The organism is Wolbachia endosymbiont (group A) of Colletes cunicularius (assembly GCF_964264715.1).
In the GTDB taxonomy this organism is placed as follows: Bacteria; Pseudomonadota; Alphaproteobacteria; order Rickettsiales; family Anaplasmataceae; genus Wolbachia.
This window is the reverse complement of record NZ_OZ183471.1, coordinates 1,299,048-1,314,226: the sequence shown is the minus strand read 5'-3', so window position 1 is coordinate 1,314,226 and position 15,179 is coordinate 1,299,048. Positions and strand designations below refer to the sequence as shown.

The 15,179-nt window shown below is 35.4% G+C and carries 20 protein-coding genes and 3 pseudogenes; 7 read left to right on the top strand and 16 right to left on the bottom strand.

Annotation, left to right across the window (positions count from 1 at the left end):
- Positions 1 to 260: 260 nt before the first annotated feature.
- On the bottom strand, positions 261 to 770 hold the full coding sequence (locus ACFELZ_RS07765) for an IS630 family transposase (RefSeq protein WP_375316654.1): 510 nt from the start codon (positions 768 to 770) through the stop codon (positions 261 to 263).
- Between the two features lie 19 nt (positions 771 to 789).
- On the bottom strand, positions 790 to 1,152 hold the full coding sequence (locus tag ACFELZ_RS07760) for a helix-turn-helix domain-containing protein (protein ID WP_375315796.1): 363 nt from the start codon (positions 1,150 to 1,152) through the stop codon (positions 790 to 792).
- A gap of 60 nt (positions 1,153 to 1,212) precedes the next feature.
- Between ACFELZ_RS07760 and ACFELZ_RS07755 the strand changes: the two are divergent.
- Positions 1,213 to 2,325, top strand: a pseudogene (locus ACFELZ_RS07755) (IS4 family transposase); the annotation flags it as partial.
- 33 nt (positions 2,326 to 2,358) lie between these two features.
- On the opposite strand, the gene dnaN reads toward ACFELZ_RS07755, so the two are convergent.
- The 8 genes from dnaN to ACFELZ_RS07715 all read right to left on the bottom strand — a co-directional run bounded on the left by dnaN (position 2,359) and on the right by ACFELZ_RS07715 (position 6,924).
- The gene (gene dnaN, locus ACFELZ_RS07750) at positions 2,359 to 3,516 is read right to left on the bottom strand and encodes a DNA polymerase III subunit beta (RefSeq protein WP_375316086.1); all 1,158 of its coding nucleotides are present in this window, start codon (positions 3,514 to 3,516) and stop codon (positions 2,359 to 2,361) included.
- Between the two features lie 123 nt (positions 3,517 to 3,639).
- Complete coding sequence (locus tag ACFELZ_RS07745) at positions 3,640 to 4,137, bottom strand: invasion associated locus B family protein (protein ID WP_264328732.1); 498 nt, start codon at positions 4,135 to 4,137, stop codon at positions 3,640 to 3,642.
- Positions 4,130 to 5,023 (bottom strand): RNA polymerase factor sigma-32, encoded by an 894-nt coding sequence (locus ACFELZ_RS07740; RefSeq protein ID WP_375316085.1) that lies wholly within the window; start codon positions 5,021 to 5,023, stop codon positions 4,130 to 4,132. Before ACFELZ_RS07740 ends, ACFELZ_RS07745 begins: the two co-directional genes overlap by 8 nt.
- 248 nt (positions 5,024 to 5,271) lie before the next feature.
- A complete protein-coding gene (locus tag ACFELZ_RS07735; protein ID WP_375316634.1) occupies positions 5,272 to 5,787 on the bottom strand; it encodes an IS630 family transposase in 516 nt (171 codons plus the stop codon).
- Between the two features lie 19 nt (positions 5,788 to 5,806).
- The gene (locus ACFELZ_RS07730) at positions 5,807 to 6,121 is read right to left on the bottom strand and encodes an IS630 transposase-related protein (protein ID WP_375316012.1); all 315 of its coding nucleotides are present in this window, start codon (positions 6,119 to 6,121) and stop codon (positions 5,807 to 5,809) included.
- A gap of 36 nt (positions 6,122 to 6,157) precedes the next feature.
- Entirely contained in the window at positions 6,158 to 6,541 is a 384-nt protein-coding gene (locus ACFELZ_RS07725) for a transposase (RefSeq protein WP_375316697.1), read from the bottom strand.
- A 17-nt stretch (positions 6,542 to 6,558) separates the two neighbouring features.
- On the bottom strand, positions 6,559 to 6,723 hold the full coding sequence (locus ACFELZ_RS07720) for a hypothetical protein (protein ID WP_375315781.1): 165 nt from the start codon (positions 6,721 to 6,723) through the stop codon (positions 6,559 to 6,561).
- 3 nt (positions 6,724 to 6,726) lie between these two features.
- Entirely contained in the window at positions 6,727 to 6,924 is a 198-nt protein-coding gene (locus ACFELZ_RS07715) for a transposase (RefSeq protein ID WP_375315805.1), read from the bottom strand.
- A 160-nt stretch (positions 6,925 to 7,084) separates the two neighbouring features.
- Here ACFELZ_RS07715 and ACFELZ_RS07710 point away from each other — a divergent pair.
- The 3 genes and pseudogenes from ACFELZ_RS07710 to ACFELZ_RS07700 form a co-directional block, all read left to right on the top strand.
- Positions 7,085 to 7,300: pseudogene (locus tag ACFELZ_RS07710) on the top strand (IS66 family transposase); the annotation flags it as partial.
- 218 nt (positions 7,301 to 7,518) lie between these two features.
- Positions 7,519 to 8,127: a superoxide dismutase gene (locus tag ACFELZ_RS07705; RefSeq protein ID WP_375316084.1), complete on the top strand. Its 609-nt coding sequence runs from the start codon at positions 7,519 to 7,521 to the stop codon at positions 8,125 to 8,127.
- 1 nt (position 8,128) lies between these two features.
- Positions 8,129 to 9,400: a M16 family metallopeptidase gene (locus tag ACFELZ_RS07700; protein ID WP_375316083.1), complete on the top strand. Its 1,272-nt coding sequence runs from the start codon at positions 8,129 to 8,131 to the stop codon at positions 9,398 to 9,400.
- Between the two features lie 103 nt (positions 9,401 to 9,503).
- On the opposite strand, the gene ACFELZ_RS07695 is transcribed toward ACFELZ_RS07700, so the two are convergent.
- From ACFELZ_RS07695 to ACFELZ_RS07675, 5 genes are all read right to left on the bottom strand, one after another.
- Entirely contained in the window at positions 9,504 to 9,833 is a 330-nt protein-coding gene (locus ACFELZ_RS07695) for a hypothetical protein (RefSeq protein ID WP_375316082.1), read from the bottom strand.
- A gap of 106 nt (positions 9,834 to 9,939) precedes the next feature.
- Positions 9,940 to 10,287 carry a transposase gene (locus ACFELZ_RS07690; RefSeq protein WP_375316081.1) on the bottom strand — a complete coding sequence of 116 codons (348 nt, stop codon included), beginning with the start codon at positions 10,285 to 10,287 and terminating at the stop codon, positions 9,940 to 9,942.
- A 41-nt stretch (positions 10,288 to 10,328) separates the two neighbouring features.
- Positions 10,329 to 10,481 carry a transposase gene (locus tag ACFELZ_RS07685; RefSeq protein ID WP_375316696.1) on the bottom strand — a complete coding sequence of 51 codons (153 nt, stop codon included), beginning with the start codon at positions 10,479 to 10,481 and terminating at the stop codon, positions 10,329 to 10,331.
- The gene (locus ACFELZ_RS07680) at positions 10,424 to 10,588 is read right to left on the bottom strand and encodes a hypothetical protein (RefSeq protein WP_375315781.1); all 165 of its coding nucleotides are present in this window, start codon (positions 10,586 to 10,588) and stop codon (positions 10,424 to 10,426) included. The genes ACFELZ_RS07685 and ACFELZ_RS07680 overlap by 58 nt, the downstream gene beginning before the upstream one ends.
- A 3-nt stretch (positions 10,589 to 10,591) precedes the next feature.
- The gene (locus ACFELZ_RS07675; protein WP_375316676.1) at positions 10,592 to 10,666 is read right to left on the bottom strand and encodes a transposase; all 75 of its coding nucleotides are present in this window, start codon (positions 10,664 to 10,666) and stop codon (positions 10,592 to 10,594) included.
- A 119-nt stretch (positions 10,667 to 10,785) separates the two neighbouring features.
- Here ACFELZ_RS07675 and ACFELZ_RS07670 point away from each other — a divergent pair, with 119 nt between their 5' ends.
- Complete coding sequence (locus tag ACFELZ_RS07670; protein ID WP_375315786.1) at positions 10,786 to 11,646, top strand: IS982 family transposase; 861 nt, start codon at positions 10,786 to 10,788, stop codon at positions 11,644 to 11,646.
- A 3-nt stretch (positions 11,647 to 11,649) separates the two neighbouring features.
- On the opposite strand, the pseudogene ACFELZ_RS07665 reads toward ACFELZ_RS07670, so the two are convergent.
- Positions 11,650 to 12,641 (bottom strand): annotated as a pseudogene (locus ACFELZ_RS07665) (YifB family Mg chelatase-like AAA ATPase); the annotation flags it as partial.
- Between the two features lie 125 nt (positions 12,642 to 12,766).
- Here ACFELZ_RS07665 and ACFELZ_RS07660 point away from each other — a divergent pair.
- Together ACFELZ_RS07660 and ACFELZ_RS07655 are read left to right on the top strand one after the other, a co-directional pair.
- Positions 12,767 to 13,606 carry a polysaccharide deacetylase family protein gene (locus ACFELZ_RS07660; protein ID WP_375316080.1) on the top strand — a complete coding sequence of 280 codons (840 nt, stop codon included), beginning with the start codon at positions 12,767 to 12,769 and terminating at the stop codon, positions 13,604 to 13,606.
- Complete coding sequence (locus tag ACFELZ_RS07655; RefSeq protein ID WP_375316079.1) at positions 13,561 to 15,117, top strand: penicillin-binding transpeptidase domain-containing protein; 1,557 nt, start codon at positions 13,561 to 13,563, stop codon at positions 15,115 to 15,117. Before ACFELZ_RS07660 ends, ACFELZ_RS07655 begins: the two co-directional genes overlap by 46 nt.
- Positions 15,118 to 15,179: the final 62 nt, after the last annotated feature.

The following is a 15,179-nucleotide window of genomic DNA, read 5'->3' as shown; positions in this document are numbered from 1 at the left end:
AATAGCAGAATGCCTACGCTGTTTTTTGTAAAAATTTCTATGTATTCAAATATAGCAGTTCTAGCTTGTTGAACGGAGTGCTTAGGTGTACAGTTCCAAAGTGTGATGGTATGATATATAAGAAATTGCCATCGAAGGAGGAATTATGGTTACACCTTTACAACTTTGTTATATTACGCAAAAAGACTCAAAACTCTCAAAACCTTATGAATTTATATGTAACCAGTGGACACAAGCATCCTGAATTATTTATACTATAGCTAACCGAAGTAAGATTTCCCCGAGAGCTGAAAGACAAAATCAATAGCCGAATTAATATTGGGCCAAAAGCTTGGCAGCACTTTTCTTATGGCATGCTTAATGGCAAACCAGAACTTCTCAATCGGATTTAAATCCGGTGAGTATGGCGGCAAGAACAAAATTTTACACCCAACATTTTCTATCAAATTTTTCGTTCTTGCAGATTTATGAAAGCTTGCATTATCGAGAACAATAGTCTGTCCAGGTTTTAATATAGGAACAAGTATATTTTCTACATAAGCATCAAAAATCTCGCTGTTGCAGTAGCCCTCAATTACCCAGGAAGCTTTAACTTTTCCCTCATTTAGTGCTCCTATTATGCTTACCCTCTTTCTTTTAAACCCTGGTTTATCGGCAAATAACCTCTTGCCTTTTTGAGACCACCCATATTCATAAAATCTGTTGTCTTCTACTCCAGAGTCATCTATGAATATCAAGTTTTCTTTTTCTATTCCTTCTATTTTTTTTATGAACTCCTTGCGTTTCTCTTCATTCCTTTCCTGATAAAGAAAAGTTTTTTTTATATGTATAGTTTACTTTTTTAAGATAATTGTAGACTGTGCCTTTGCACATGTTGCCAAATTTTTCAATTATTTTTTCAACCGTAATATCTCGGTTTTCATCCAGAAATTTGACAAAGCCATCTAAGTACTTAATTTTATGACTATGTCCCTTTTGGTAGCCTGAAGACGGTTTTATACTTCCTGTTTCTTCTCTTCTTTTCCTCCACCAGTATATAGTTTTTCTATCAATTTTGAACATCTTGCTTACTTCTTCCATAGTCATTTTTTTCTCGTCAACCACTTTTAAAACTCGTTCCCTCAGGTCCTCACTATATGGCTTTGCCATCATTCTACCTTAATTAAAGCAGTATTATACCTTTTTACACTCCTTTGAGGAAACCTTATTTCGGTTAGCTATAAAACAACTAATTTTAAAACCCATGGATTAGTGATGCATACAACGTTTGCAGTTACAACAGAAGGACTACCTATAGGATTATTGGATCAAAAAATTAGTACTAGACCTCCCTTAGCTGAAGACCTAAAGGAGTTGAAAAGAAGAAGCCATAATACTGCTCTTCCCATAGAAGAGAAAGAAAGCATACGGTGGATAGCATCACTTAAAGACTCTACTAAACATCCTGGATTAAAGGATGTTAAGGTAGTTACCGTTTGTGATAGAGAAGCAGATATTTATGATTTATTTGAAGTTGCTTCCACTAATCAATCTCTTTTTGTAGTAAGAGGAAATCAAAACAGAACAGTAAACAAGAAGTCGACTTATTCTGAAAAAGGTGGTGAAAGATTGTGGGATTTGATGAATCGCATGTCTTGCCAAGGAGAAATACAAGTGAGTATTCCTGCTTGCGATAACAAACCTCAAAGAACAACAGTTTTAGAAGTAAAGTTTAGTAACTTTGTGATGAATGCATCAAAAAACAACGCTAGACGTAAAACGCAAAAACTTCCTAATTTAAATTTAAATGCTGTCTATGTTATAGAAAAATATCCCCCATTTGGCGAAGAGCCCATGAACTGGATTTTGTTAACAAATATAAATATTAATAATTTTGAAGAAGCAGTAGAAAAAATACAATGGTATTGCTTAAGATGGAGAATAGAGGTTTTTCATAAAATTTTGAAATCCGGTCTTAAAGTTGAAGAATGTAGGCTCCAAACAGCAGATAGATTGATCCGCTTTCTTACAATTATGAGTATAATTGCATGGAGAATATTTTTTATCACATTGGTAGCTAGAACAAATCCGAATCTTTCTTGCACTGTCATACTGACTGATGACGAATGGAAGGTTTTATATACCAAAATGCTTAAGACAAAAAACTATCCTGAGACTCCACCACCTATAAGAGAAATTGTGAGGTGGGTGGCCAAGTTAGGAGGGTTTTTAGCTCGCAAAAATGACTTAGAACCAGGCCCTATAGCTTTGTGGAAGGGATGGAAACGTCTCTTTGATTTAGCAGAAGGATGGAGACTTGCTCATTCATTCTATACTTGTGGGTAATAGTAAGTGCTAACAAGAAGCGGGATGACAAGTTTAAGTTCTCATTGGCATCACTACATATAATACACTTGAATCGTCTTCATCAGTGATAATTGTAGCACTATTACCATCGGCTAAGCTAAACTTACATTTATTTCTTATGCAGGATAGAACATCAAGTAAATAACGCGAGTTAAACCCTATTTCTATAGGGGCTTCATTGTAGTCCACTTCTATGGATTCAGTTGCATCATTGCACTCTTGAGAGTTTGAATGCAGAGTCAGCAGCTTTTCTTGTAGTGAGAATTTAATGGATTTTACTTTATCAGATACAACAACGGAAACTCGATCTATAACATCTGAAAGTTTTTTACTTTCAATAATCATATGCTTGTCTTGAGATGCTGGAATAACTGCTTTATAATTTGGAAAAGTCCCATCTATTAATTTTGATATTAGAATATATTCACCGCATGTAAACTTGATTTTTCTGTCTGAGAGTTTTACATTAATTTCATTACAATAGTCCAATATTTTTAACAGCTCCATAACAGTTTTACGTGGAATGATCACACCAAATTCGCCATTGATGTTCCCAGGCTTTGGTCTCTTTATACATGATAAACGGTGACCATCAGTTGCAACGCAGTACAGAAACTGCTCGTCTGTATGTAGATATATTCCATTTAAATTATACCTTGTATCATCTAGTGATACAGCAAATTTTGTTTTAGTTAATAAGTCTATCAGGTCCGTATTTAGTAGAATAAAATCATGTTTATAATTGTCTTCTTCAAGAGCAGGAAAGCTGCTTGAAACTACATTCGGTAAAGAAAAGTTTGCATTTCCGCAAGACATCAATAATTTTCCTTGGTTGTTTACTTCAAAATTGACATCCAAATCAGCGGGTAACTTCTTCACTATGTCATGTAAAGTATGCGCTGAAATTTTTACTTCTCCTTCTGTTAATACGGTTGCAGCAAGTGAGGCAAACATTGAAATGTCAAGATCAGTTGCCATTAATTTTATGCTGCCGTGTTGTGCTTTGATATTTATACATGCCAAAACATCTATTGCATTACGCCTTTCAACCACTCCACTTACTCTGGATAATGTATTTAAAAGACTTGTGCGGCTCACGCTAAAACGCATCTGCTCGCACACAGAATTTTGCTTTTTGATTTCTGTATCTACACCTGCAACCTCTGACATTGCTAACTCTCAAAAATATATTTTAAATGATATCCACATCCCATATAAAGTAAAGTGCTATTTATATTTCCATTGAAAGAGTAGTCTAGTTTATACTATAGCTGGGTATTCTGTTACAATGATTTACTTTGTATGGCATAAATCATGCATTTTTTGATACGCTTTTTGAAAACCAAGTAGGGAATAAGTATCATCAATGGTTACTGTTTTTGCTTTTCCATTCACTACCATTGATAATCCCTGCTTCATTTTTAGAATGAGATCTTGATCTATTTTTGTATGCTCTGCCCACGCAAAACTTCCCTGTATTATAGGCAGTGTATATTTAATTTTTTTGTCGATATTGAGAGCTACAGGCTCCTTATCATACTGAAAACCAGAGGTAACGCTTACCTCATCTGCTTTTTTATCAACATAACTGACCATTACATACGGCTTGCGATTGGTTGTATAATGCTCACTTTTTGTCTTAGGGTAAGATACAATGTAACACACTTTCTCTCCATCTTCTGATGCAGTATATACAAGCCAGTCTTTGTATTTTTCCTTCAATTGCACATCACTAACCGATGCAAAAGCGCCTATTGAAAAAAATATTAGAAATATAAAAAAACTACGCATGCAAACCAAATTTCAAACTTTCAGATTGTATATATCGTTTTACCTTGGCCATCGCCTGCTCAGCTAACTGTCTTATTCTTTCTCTTGAAACACAATATTTTTTACTAAGTTCATCCAGAGTTTGAGTGTTTTCACACAAGTATCTACTAATAAAAATGTCTCTTGCCCTTTCGTTAAGGCTTGCTAGTGCATTGTTTAAAATTGTTTCTTTTAATTCTTTTTCTTCATGATTCTGATAGGTTACTTCTTGATTGACCAAGTTACATGGGATCATATCTTGCAACTCCCTTTTAGAGTCATCACCTGTTTTTATGCAATCGTTTAGCGACTGATCCTTACAAGCCAAACGGTAATTCATCTGCAGAACGTCTCCTTCGGATACAGAAAGCTCATTAGATATTGCTTTTATTTCTTCATTGCTTAAAGTTTCCCTGTTTGTATACTGTAAAATTCTTTTTTTTATTTTACGTAAACTAAAAAATAGTCTTCTTTGTGCTTGCGTTGTGCCTATTTTCACGAACGACCAAGATTTCAATATAAAATCTTTTATTGAAGCTTCAATCCACCACACTGCATAAGTTGAAAAACGAAACCCTAAATCAGGATTAAACTTTTTCACTGCATGCATTAAACCCAGATTCCCTTCCATGACCAGGTCCATCAACAATAGTCCATAATTTTTGAATTTCATTGCAATTTTTACTACCAAATTCAAATGGCTGGTAATCAATTTATGAGCAGAAGGAATATCCTTATATTGGTTCCAATTTTTTGCTAATCGTACCTCTTCCTCTTGAGACAGCATAGGAAATTTTTGCACTCTAGCAATATATTGCATGAGATTGGTTCTGCTATCAACACATAAGCTTGCCATTGGGGTCAACATAACAACTTAAATTAAAACTTCATATATATAATATATTGATTTTCCAGCAAAAATTCAAGCTTTGATTTGAAAAAAGTACAAACCTTCTATCTAATTGGGATCTTAAAGACGATAAGCCCCAGCACAGCTACCTGGGTAACACTATATATGACATCCTGCCAGCGTGTAATGATGAACATTATAGTTTAAATACGTGGTAAGTGGTGTTATTCCAGTGCCTTGACACTGGAATCCACATTTCTTTTTTTCTATAGCCAACCGAAGTAAGATTTCCCCGAGAGCTGAAAGACAAAATCAATAGCCGAATTAATATTGGGCCAAAAGCTTGGCAGCACTTTTCTTATGGCATGCTTAATGGCAAACCAGAACTTCTCAATCGGATTTAAATCCGGTGAGTATGGCGGCGAGAACAAAATTTTACACCCAACATTTTCTATCAAATTTTTCGTTCTTGCAGATTTATGAAAGCTTGCATTATCGAGAACAATAGTCTGTCCAGGTTTTAATATAGGAACAAGTATATTTTCTACATAAGCATCAAAAATCTCGCTGTTGCAGTAGCCCTCAATTACCCAGGAAGCTTTAACTTTTCCCTCATTTAGTGCTCCTATTATGCTTACCCTCTTTCTTTTAAACCCTGGTTTATCGGCAAATAACCTCTTGCCTTTTTGAGACCACCCATATTCATAAAATCTGTTGTCTTCTACTCCAGAGTCATCTATGAATATCAAGTTTTCTTTTTCTATTCCTTCTATTTTTTTTATGAACTCCTTGCGTTTCTCTTCATTCCTTTCCTGATAAAGAAAAGTTTTTTTTATATGTATAGTTTACTTTTTTAAGATAATTGTAGACTGTGCCTTTGCACATGTTGCCAAATTTTTCAATTATTTTTTCAACCGTAATATCTCGGTTTTCATCCAGAAATTTGACAAAGCCATCTAAGTATTTAATTTTATGACTATGTCCCTTTTGGTAGCCTGAAGACGGTTTTATACTTCCTGTTTCTTCTCTTCTTTTCCTCCACCAGTATATAGTTTTTCTATCAATTTTGAACATCTTGCTTACTTCTTCCATAGTCATTTTTTTCTCGTCAACCACTTTTAAAACTCGTTCCCTCAGAGCCTGTCTTCAAACTCAAGAATGAGCTAATTTGTGAAGCATAATAGTGATCATATTAAAGAAGATGTTGTTTTTTGAAGTGAGAAGAGAATGCTCATAATCCTTACTCATACGTCTAAAATTGGAGAGCCAAGCAAAGGTTCTCTCAACAATCCAACGTTTGGGAATAACCTGAAATCCTGTATCAACTATTTTCTTGGTAATCGTCAATAAACATCCAGTTTCCAATAAGCAGAGGTTTTGCAATTTACCTGTGTATCCTTGATCAGCAAAAAACTTATGTAATGTTGGAGCTTTGCATTTGGCTTGAACAAAAAGATTTAGTGCACCATCACGATCCTGAATGCTTGCACTTTGTACTTCAGCAGCAATTACAAGACCTACAGTATCTACAACGATGTGGCGCTTTCTACCCTTTACTTTCTTGCCAGCATCATATCCTCTGGATCCCCTTTTTGAGTAGTTTTTACTGATTGGCTATCTATTATTCCCACTGATGGAGTTTCATTCTTACCAATTATCTCTCTTACTTTTTTAACTAGAAAATCATGAATCTCTTGCCATATTCCACTTTTTTTCAATCGCTAATTACAACTATACACTGTTTTCCATGGTGGAAAATCTTTAGGCAGTTGTCTCCATTGACATCCTGTTCTCATCATATAGCGGATTGCGTTAATAATTGTTCTAATACTATGTTTTCTTGGTCTGCCGGTCTTTTTAGGTTCAAAATATAGCTCTATTATCTTCCATTCTTTGTCACTTATATCGCTTGGGTACATTTAAAATATATCTTATAACACACTTCTTAACTCCTTTCTACTTAGTTTGAAGACAGGCTCTCAGGTCCTCACTATATGGCTTTGCCATCATTCTACCTTAATTAAAGCAGTATTATACCTTTTTACACTCCTTTGAGGAAACCTTATTTCGGTTAGCTATAAAGGTAAACTTGGCTGGTGCTGGGTGTTTGCTAATAATGAAGCAAGCCTTATTAAATTAGAAGACACAAGAGGAGTTAAGTTTCTAGAGAGTAGTACATTTTCTAGTTATAAGAATTTGGTTGTTGCCGATAGGTATGCGGTTTACAACTACTTCAGTGACGAAAAAAGACAGATTTGTTGGGCACACTTGCTAAGGGATTTCGAAAGGCTATCTACCCACTTTAAATGGTGCTATATTGGGCCTTAACTTGACGCGTATGGCTGGCAGAGGGTGTCAAGCTATTTTTTGCATTTAATTTTAGGTTTCTATGGCTTAGATTTCATCGCCACACGTTGGCAAGAAAAGTGCACTATGTTTAACTGTTAATTATATGTTGCATAAAAGCATATATTGCCCTACCATCCAAGTAGGTCAAAAATGAAGAGGTTGGCATGAGTTTTACTTTACCTGAATTACCATATAATAAAACAGCTTTAGAGCCTTACATATCTGCAAAAACCTTAGATTTTCATTATGATAAGCACCATAAAGGATATTTAAATAAACTCAACGAGCTGGTTGAAAATACAGATTATCAACATGTGAAAATTGAGGAAATAATAACAAAAGTGCATGGTAATAGCGATAAAGTTCCCATATTTAATAACGCAGCGCAAGTTTGGAACCACACTTTTTATTGGAATTCAATGAAGAAGAATGGTGGTGGTAAACCTAAAGATGATGGTTTTCTGGCAAAAAAAATTCAAGATGATATCGGTGGTTTTGATAAGTTTTGTGGGGAATTTGCCAATCATGGAGTAAGCCAATTTGGTAGTGGATGGGTATGGTTAGTGCTCGAAAAAGGAAAGCTCAAAATCACCAAAACTCCAAATGCAGATTTGCCATTAATTTATGGCCAAGTTCCATTACTCACTATGGATGTCTGGGAGCACGCCTATTATTTAGATTGTCAAAATCGTAGAATTGACTACATAAAAGTTTTCCTTGACCATTTGATTAATTGGGATTTTGCAGAAGAAAATTTAAAAAAGAATACATAAGATGAATACACCTCAGGTAACAAAATTAGATAATGGTCTGCGCATAATAACTGAGCAGGTGCGTGATGTTGATTCCGTAGCTTTAAGCATACGAGTTGGTGTTGGCAGTAGAGCGGAAAGTGCAAATCAAAATGGAATATCCCATTTTCTAGAACACATGGCTTTCAAAGGAACGAAGACAAGAACTGCGTTTGAAATTGCAAAAGCTTTTGACGACATAGGTGGGGTTTTCAACGCCAGCACCGGTAGGGAAAGCACCACCTATTATGCAAAAGTCCTCAAGAAAGACATAAAAACTGGTATTGATATATTAATAGATATATTGATGAATTCAACATTTCCAGAAGATGAATTGGAACGTGAGAAGGGCGTTGTAATACAAGAGATTTTTCAAACTAATGATTCACCAAGTGACATTGTTTTCGATAAATATTTTGAGGCAGCTTATAAAGATCAACCTTTTGGCAGGTCAATCTTAGGCACGCAAGATACTGTAAAATCTTTTACTCGAGGAGATCTAGATAATTACATAAATGAACATTACTTTGGCGAGAATATGCTATTTACCGCTGCAGGAAATGTTGAACATGAAGAAGTTATTGCATTAACCAAAGATTTTCTCTCAAAGATTCATTCTAAAAAGCTGAAAAAAAGCCAAAATGCGAGCTGTACTGGTGGTGAGTATTTAGAACATCGTAAATTAGATCAGGTACACTTGCTAATTGGTCTACCTAGTGTTTCTCACCATGACGATAAATATCACACGTTTCAAGTGCTTGATTCTATATTAGGGAGCGGAATGTCATCACGTCTGTTCCAGGAAGTAAGGGAAAAGCAGGGATTAGCTTACTCTGTTTATTCATTTAATTCCAGCTACACTGATACAGGGATGTTTTCCATTTTTGCTGGCACAGATAGTAGTAACTTAGATAAGCTTTTAAAATCTATGACGACAGAGTTGAAGAAGCTGTCTACAGATAATCTGAGGGAAGAAGAAGTAAATAGAGTGAAAGAGCGAATAAAATCCCAAATTTTAATGTCACGCGAAAGTGTGAGCTCACGTGCTGAAACATTGGGGCACTACTATGGTAACTATAAGAGGTACATCAGTAAAAATGAATTAATAGAAAAAATTAGTGCAGTTACCACTGCTAACGTAAAAAAAGCAGCAGAAGAATTGTTATCTCAGCATGAAAAAACCACTCTAGCTGCAATTGGAGAAATTAAATCATTGCCAAGTTACGATAAAGTGGTTTCTATGCTTAAAGCTTAGCGCATTCTATTATATTGATTTGGCTGCTTTACAATATAATTTAGCACAGTGATTAAAGAAGTGTAAGTTGAAACAATGTGCCATGAAACGGATATGCAAGAAATTATACGAATCTTCGACCTCCTCTTTCAATAATATTATTATTTCTATTTTGCGTAACTTTTTCCGTATAATTTTTAGGAGGTACTGGTGGTGCAAGTGGTTTTTTGCTTACAGGGTTTGAGTCTATACCTTTCTTTTGCCGATGATAGTTCCTTGCTTCTTGAAAGGTCTGAAATATAGACTCTCCATCATCATAGTTTCCTCTCACAGAGTTTGAGTTTATGTCTTTCTTTTGCGGAGGATAATTCGATGCCTCTTCACGAGTCTGGAATATAGGCTCTCCATCATTATAGTTTGAGTTTATATTTTCCTTTTGCGAACCAGCGTTCAATAATTTCGATATCTCTCGCCCTAGCTGATCACCTTTATAATTATTGTTAAGATCTTTGATTTTCTCTTTTTTCTCGATTATTTGAGCTAAGAGCCTGTCTTCAAACTCAAGAATGAGCTAATTTGTGAAGCATAATGGTGATCATATTAAAAAAGATGTTGTTTTTTGAAGTGAGAGGAGAATGCTCATAATCCTTACTCATACGTCTAAAATTGGAGAGCCAAGCAAAGGCTCTCTCAACAATCCAACGTTTGGGAATAACCTGAAATCCTGTATCAACTATTTTCTTGGTAATCGTCAATAAACATCCAGTTTCCAATAAGCAGAGGTTTTGCAATTTACCTGTGTATCCTTGATCAGCAAAAAACTTATGTAATGTTGGAGCTTTGCATTTGGCTTGAACAAATAGCTCTATTATCTTCCATTCTTTGTCACTTATATCGCTTGGGTACATTTAAAATATATCTTATAACACACTTCTTAACTCCTTTCTACTTAGTTTGAAGACAGGCTCTGAATGCTTGCACTTTGTACTTCAGCAGCAATTACAAGACCTACAGTATCTACAACGATGTGGCGCTTTCTACCCTTTACTTTCTTGCCAGCATCATATCCTCTGGATCCCCTTTTTGAGTAGTTTTTACTGATTGGCTATCTATTATTCCCACTGATGGAGTTTCATTCTTACCAATTATCTCTCTTACTTTTTTAACTAGAAAATCATGAATCTCTTGCCATATTCCACTTTTTTTCAATCGCTAATTACAACTATACACTGTTTTCCATGGTGGAAAATCTTTAGGCAGTTGTCTCCATTGACATCCTGTTCTCATCACATAGCGGATTGCGTTAATAATTGTTCTAATAACGTGAATTCTGGATTAAAGGAGAATAGAAGAGGCAAGAAAACAGGGTAAACTCAGCAGTGATAAAAAAATAGATGAGGTTACCCATGGAAGATATAACAAAACTGTTTTGTTTGGTCGATGATTTTTGCAGAGATATAGAGAAAAATTTTGCAGATAAACTACTGCCAAATGGTAAAAACCCCACAAGAACAACGGAAATTGAGCACTCCGAAATCATGACAATAATCCTGCTATATCAACAATCTCCGTGTAAAACTTTCTATCTACATTACCTAACGTTGCTCTACAAATCAGAGTTTCCAAAGTTACCTTCATATACCAGGTTTGTTGCTCTAAAGCCTAGGGTTTTGTGGCATTTAGCAATGTTGTTGCATTGGCTTTGTGGACAGTCAGAAAACACTGGAATTTCATATATAGACACAACTCCCATTGCAGTTTGTCATGCAAAAAGAATATCCAAAAACAAAGTTTTTGCTGGAATTGCAAAATTAAGCAAGAGCACTTACGGCTGGTTTTTTGGTTTCAAATTACATATGGTAATCAATGAAAATGTTGAAATTCATGCACTTACGCTAACAAAAGGCAATGTTGATGATAGGATACCTGTGCCAAATCTGACGGAAAAATTAATCGGCCTTTTGTTTGGTGACAAAGGTTATATTGCAAAAGAGCTTTTTCAGAAGCTGTTTGACCGAGGTTTGAAACTTGTTACCAAGGTGAAAAAAGGTATGAAAAATACATTGATTTCGTTAAATGAGAAGATTTTACTGAGAAAAAGGTCTATCATTGAGACTGTTTTTGGTTACCTAAAAAATAGACTAGAAATTGAACACACTCGCCATAGATCCCCTGTTAATTTTTTGGTTCATATCTTTTCTACTCTCATTTCCTATTCCATCAAATCCACAAAACCTTCTATTTCCTATACTTTCTTCCTTCCTTAATCCAGAATTCGCGTTTGCAACGGTAACTTTTCTATCTTCAAGTGGTTGGCGCAGAGAATCAAGCACAAGTCTTGGAAATTCAGGTAGCTCATCAAGGAATAACACGCCATTATAAGCCATGGTAATTTCTCCAGGTTTTGCATTCTTTCCTCCCCCTATCATTGCTGGCATAGAGCATGAATGATTAGGTTCACGAAAGGGACGAGTTACTTTGAATATTTCATTACCAGTTTTTGTTATGCTGGAAATAATATTAACATCAATCATCTCCTGTTCGGTCAAATCAGGCAGCAATCCTATAAAGCGCTTAGCAAGCATTGATTTTCCAGTACCAGGAGGGCCAACAAGAAGCATATTATGCCCACCTGCTGCTGCAATTTCAGCTGCTCTTTTTGCAACAACTTGGCCTTTGATATCCTTCATATCGGGAACCAATCTTTTTTCTTTGGGTGCATCACTATAATTAAAAATTACTGGCTGAATTAATTGCTCACCCTTAAAGTGTCTGATAATATCAGTTAATTTCTCTATAGCTAGAATTGAAACATTCTTTACCCATGAAGCCTCTACTCCATTTTCCCTTGGGCAAATTACTCCTTTATTTGCCTTTTTTGCATTAATTGCTGTTGGCAGCACTCCTGAAACTGGAATAACTCTGCCATCAAGAGCCAGTTCACCCATGATTATATAAGACTGAACTTTTTCAACTGGTATCACATTCATTACAACAAGTAGTCCAATAGCGATAGCCAAGTCATAATGACTGCCTTCTTTCAGCAAATCCGCAGGGGAGAGATTAACTGTAATTCTTTTTGGAGGTAGTAGTAGATTGATTGAATTTAACGCTGCTCTGATGCGCTCTTTGGATTCCGCAACAGTTTTATCCGGCAATCCAACAATATTAAAGCTGGAATACCATTTGCCATATGAATTTGTGCATTGACATTTACTGTGCTAATTCCCTGAAGCGCAACGGTATTTATATTTGCAATCATAATATATTATATAAAATTGTTAATATAATATATTAAAGAAGTGATGAAGTAAAGGCTACAGCAATTAAAGATGGCTTAACTTAGCAAAAAAGTGCATAGTATCCTATCACTTTGCTGATTATAAAATGTTTATAAGGATAATAACTTTTCTTTTGCTATACTCAAGCGCGGTTTTCTGTGGTGATTGTAATTTTAATTTACCATACTGTGGGCTCAGTTGTAATCTGGATCTATCATATAGAAATTTAAGTAATATAAAAAAATTGTTGAACAACGACGATAAGTTTGTTGCGCTTACGTTTGATGATGGGCCTTCCAACAATAGAGTAAACGATATTATTAATGTTCTGGAAAGCTATGAAGCAAAAGCAACGTTTTTTGTGCTTGGTGAACGTATAAATAAAAAAACATATGAGATAGTAAAGAAAATCCATGAAGCAGGTCATGAGTTAGGCAATCACTCTTGGTCGCATAGGAAGTTGACATCACTTTCAAGTGAGGAACAATTGCAAGAATTGGAAAAGACAAATACAGCAATTAAAAATGCAATAAAACAAGATGTAAAATGGTTTCGCCCGCCATATGGATGTCATGACGATAATCTGATTGAAAATACTAATAAATTGGATATATATTCGATATTATGGACAGTTGATTCGCTAGATTGGCAAGGTGATAAACCAGAAGCTTTAGTTGAAAGAGTTGTAAGCAACGTACATAATGGAGCAGTTATACTGTTTCATGATCACAATAACAGATCAAACACAATTGAAGCTTTACCTCATATTATTAAAATACTAAAAAAATCGGGTTACAAGTTTGTTACCTTAAGTGAGTGGGAGGAAAGGGTTTGTAATACGGTAAAAGCCAGAAGTGTAACAATAAAAGAGGGGGAAAAAGTGCGTTTTGAAGGAATGTTATGTGGACAAAAAACAAAGTCTTTAACCGCAGAGCATTCATATTAGGTGGTATTCAGCTTACCATTTCCGCTATTTTTAGCTATAGGTTATATAATTTACAAATACGAAACAGACAAAAATACGAAACGCTGTCTAATAACAATAGGGTACGAATCACCGCTATTATGCCTCAGCGGGGCAAAATTTTAGATAGGAATAGCACTGAACTTGCGATAAACAAAATTTCGTATGTTGTTTTATTTGATGGGCAAAAAACTTCTGGTGAGGAGGTCGATTTGCAAACATTATCAGAAGTCGAGTCTAAAATAGCAAGATCGTCAAAAACAAAAGTAACTGCTCTTTATAAACGTTATTACCCGTTTGGTTCAATATGTTCTCATGTAATTGGATATACAAAAAGACAGCAAGGTATAAGCGAAGTAGGAATCAGCGGTATTGAATATACATATGATCATATATTGAAAGGCAAGCCAGGAAAATCTGAGCAGGAAATAAATTCTAAAAAACGCGTCATAAAAGAATTATCAAGCATACCACAACAAGATGGACAAGATGTACAGCTAACAATTGATATTAATCTGCAAGAGAAAATCGCAGAGGTATTTAAAGATCACCAGGGCTCCGCAGTGGTAATTGATGTAAATAATGGAGAAATTTTAGCATTATATAATTCACCTTCTTACGATAATAATCTTTTTGCTAGCAGACTATCAAATGAGACTTGGGAAAGCTTGAATACTCCTTCATTACCACTTGTGAATCGTGCATTGTCGTATCAAATTCCACCTGGTTCAATATTTAAAGTAATAGTTGCGCTTGCGGGTTTAAAAGACGGGATAATAACACCAGAAGAGAAATTCTCGTGTAAGGGCTATATGAAAATAGGTGAGCGGAAATTTCGTTGCCTGAAAAGCAAAGTCCATGGGTATGTATCTTTAAATGAGGCAATGGCATTATCATGCAACACTTACTTTTATAACATAGGAAAAAAAATAAGTGTAGACTCTCTGGTGGAAATGGCCAGAAAATTTGGTGTTGGCGGTGGGTCGCTGATTGGAACGTTTAAGGAAGAAGCTCCGGGATTGTTGCCCGATAGAGATTGGCGCGCACGAAAACTATATTCGCAGTGGTATTTAGGTGACACTATCAACCTAGTTATAGGACAAGGGTATTTGCTTACAACACCACTGCAGCTTGCAGTTCTTGCAGCGAGGATTGCAACAGGAAAAGAGGTAATTCCCCACATTGAAATGAGTAATACAGTGCAAAATTTCCCTGACATTGATGTAGATTATGAGCATTTTAGCATAATTCGAAAAGCTATGTTTGACGTGGTGAATTCTAACTATAGAAAAGGGCTAAGCGGCATACAAATTGCCGGCAAAACCGGTACACCAGAGATAAACTCTAAGGGTGAAAGTCATAAGTTATTTATCGCTTATGGTCCTTACTATAACCCGCGCTACGCAATCTCTGTGTTTATAGAACACGGCAAAGCCCCGCGCCAAGATGTTGCTATAGCTAATGAAACATTTCAATATATGCTTGAAAGATGATCCCTATGAGTATTAGACTTCTTGCATAACCATATAACGAACTTTTCTTGGGAATAGAAACG

Coding starts and splice junctions, on each gene's coding strand:
- ACFELZ_RS07760 (WP_375315796.1), bottom strand. CDS start 1,152: ATGATGGCAAAGCCATATAGTGAGGACCTGAGGGAACGAGTTTTAAAA.
- dnaN (WP_375316086.1), bottom strand. CDS start 3,516: ATGTCAGAGGTTGCAGGTGTAGATACAGAAATCAAAAAGCAAAATTCT.
- ACFELZ_RS07745 (WP_264328732.1), bottom strand. CDS start 4,137: ATGCGTAGTTTTTTTATATTTCTAATATTTTTTTCAATAGGCGCTTTT.
- ACFELZ_RS07740 (WP_375316085.1), bottom strand. CDS start 5,023: ATGTTGACCCCAATGGCAAGCTTATGTGTTGATAGCAGAACCAATCTC.
- ACFELZ_RS07715 (WP_375315805.1), bottom strand. CDS start 6,924: ATGTACCCAAGCGATATAAGTGACAAAGAATGGAAGATAATAGAGCTA.
- ACFELZ_RS07705 (WP_375316084.1), top strand. CDS start 7,519: ATGAGTTTTACTTTACCTGAATTACCATATAATAAAACAGCTTTAGAG.
- ACFELZ_RS07700 (WP_375316083.1), top strand. CDS start 8,129: ATGAATACACCTCAGGTAACAAAATTAGATAATGGTCTGCGCATAATA.
- ACFELZ_RS07690 (WP_375316081.1), bottom strand. CDS start 10,287: ATGTACCCAAGCGATATAAGTGACAAAGAATGGAAGATAATAGAGCTA.
- ACFELZ_RS07670 (WP_375315786.1), top strand. CDS start 10,786: ATGGAAGATATAACAAAACTGTTTTGTTTGGTCGATGATTTTTGCAGA.
- ACFELZ_RS07660 (WP_375316080.1), top strand. CDS start 12,767: ATGTTTATAAGGATAATAACTTTTCTTTTGCTATACTCAAGCGCGGTT.
- ACFELZ_RS07655 (WP_375316079.1), top strand. CDS start 13,561: ATGTGGACAAAAAACAAAGTCTTTAACCGCAGAGCATTCATATTAGGT.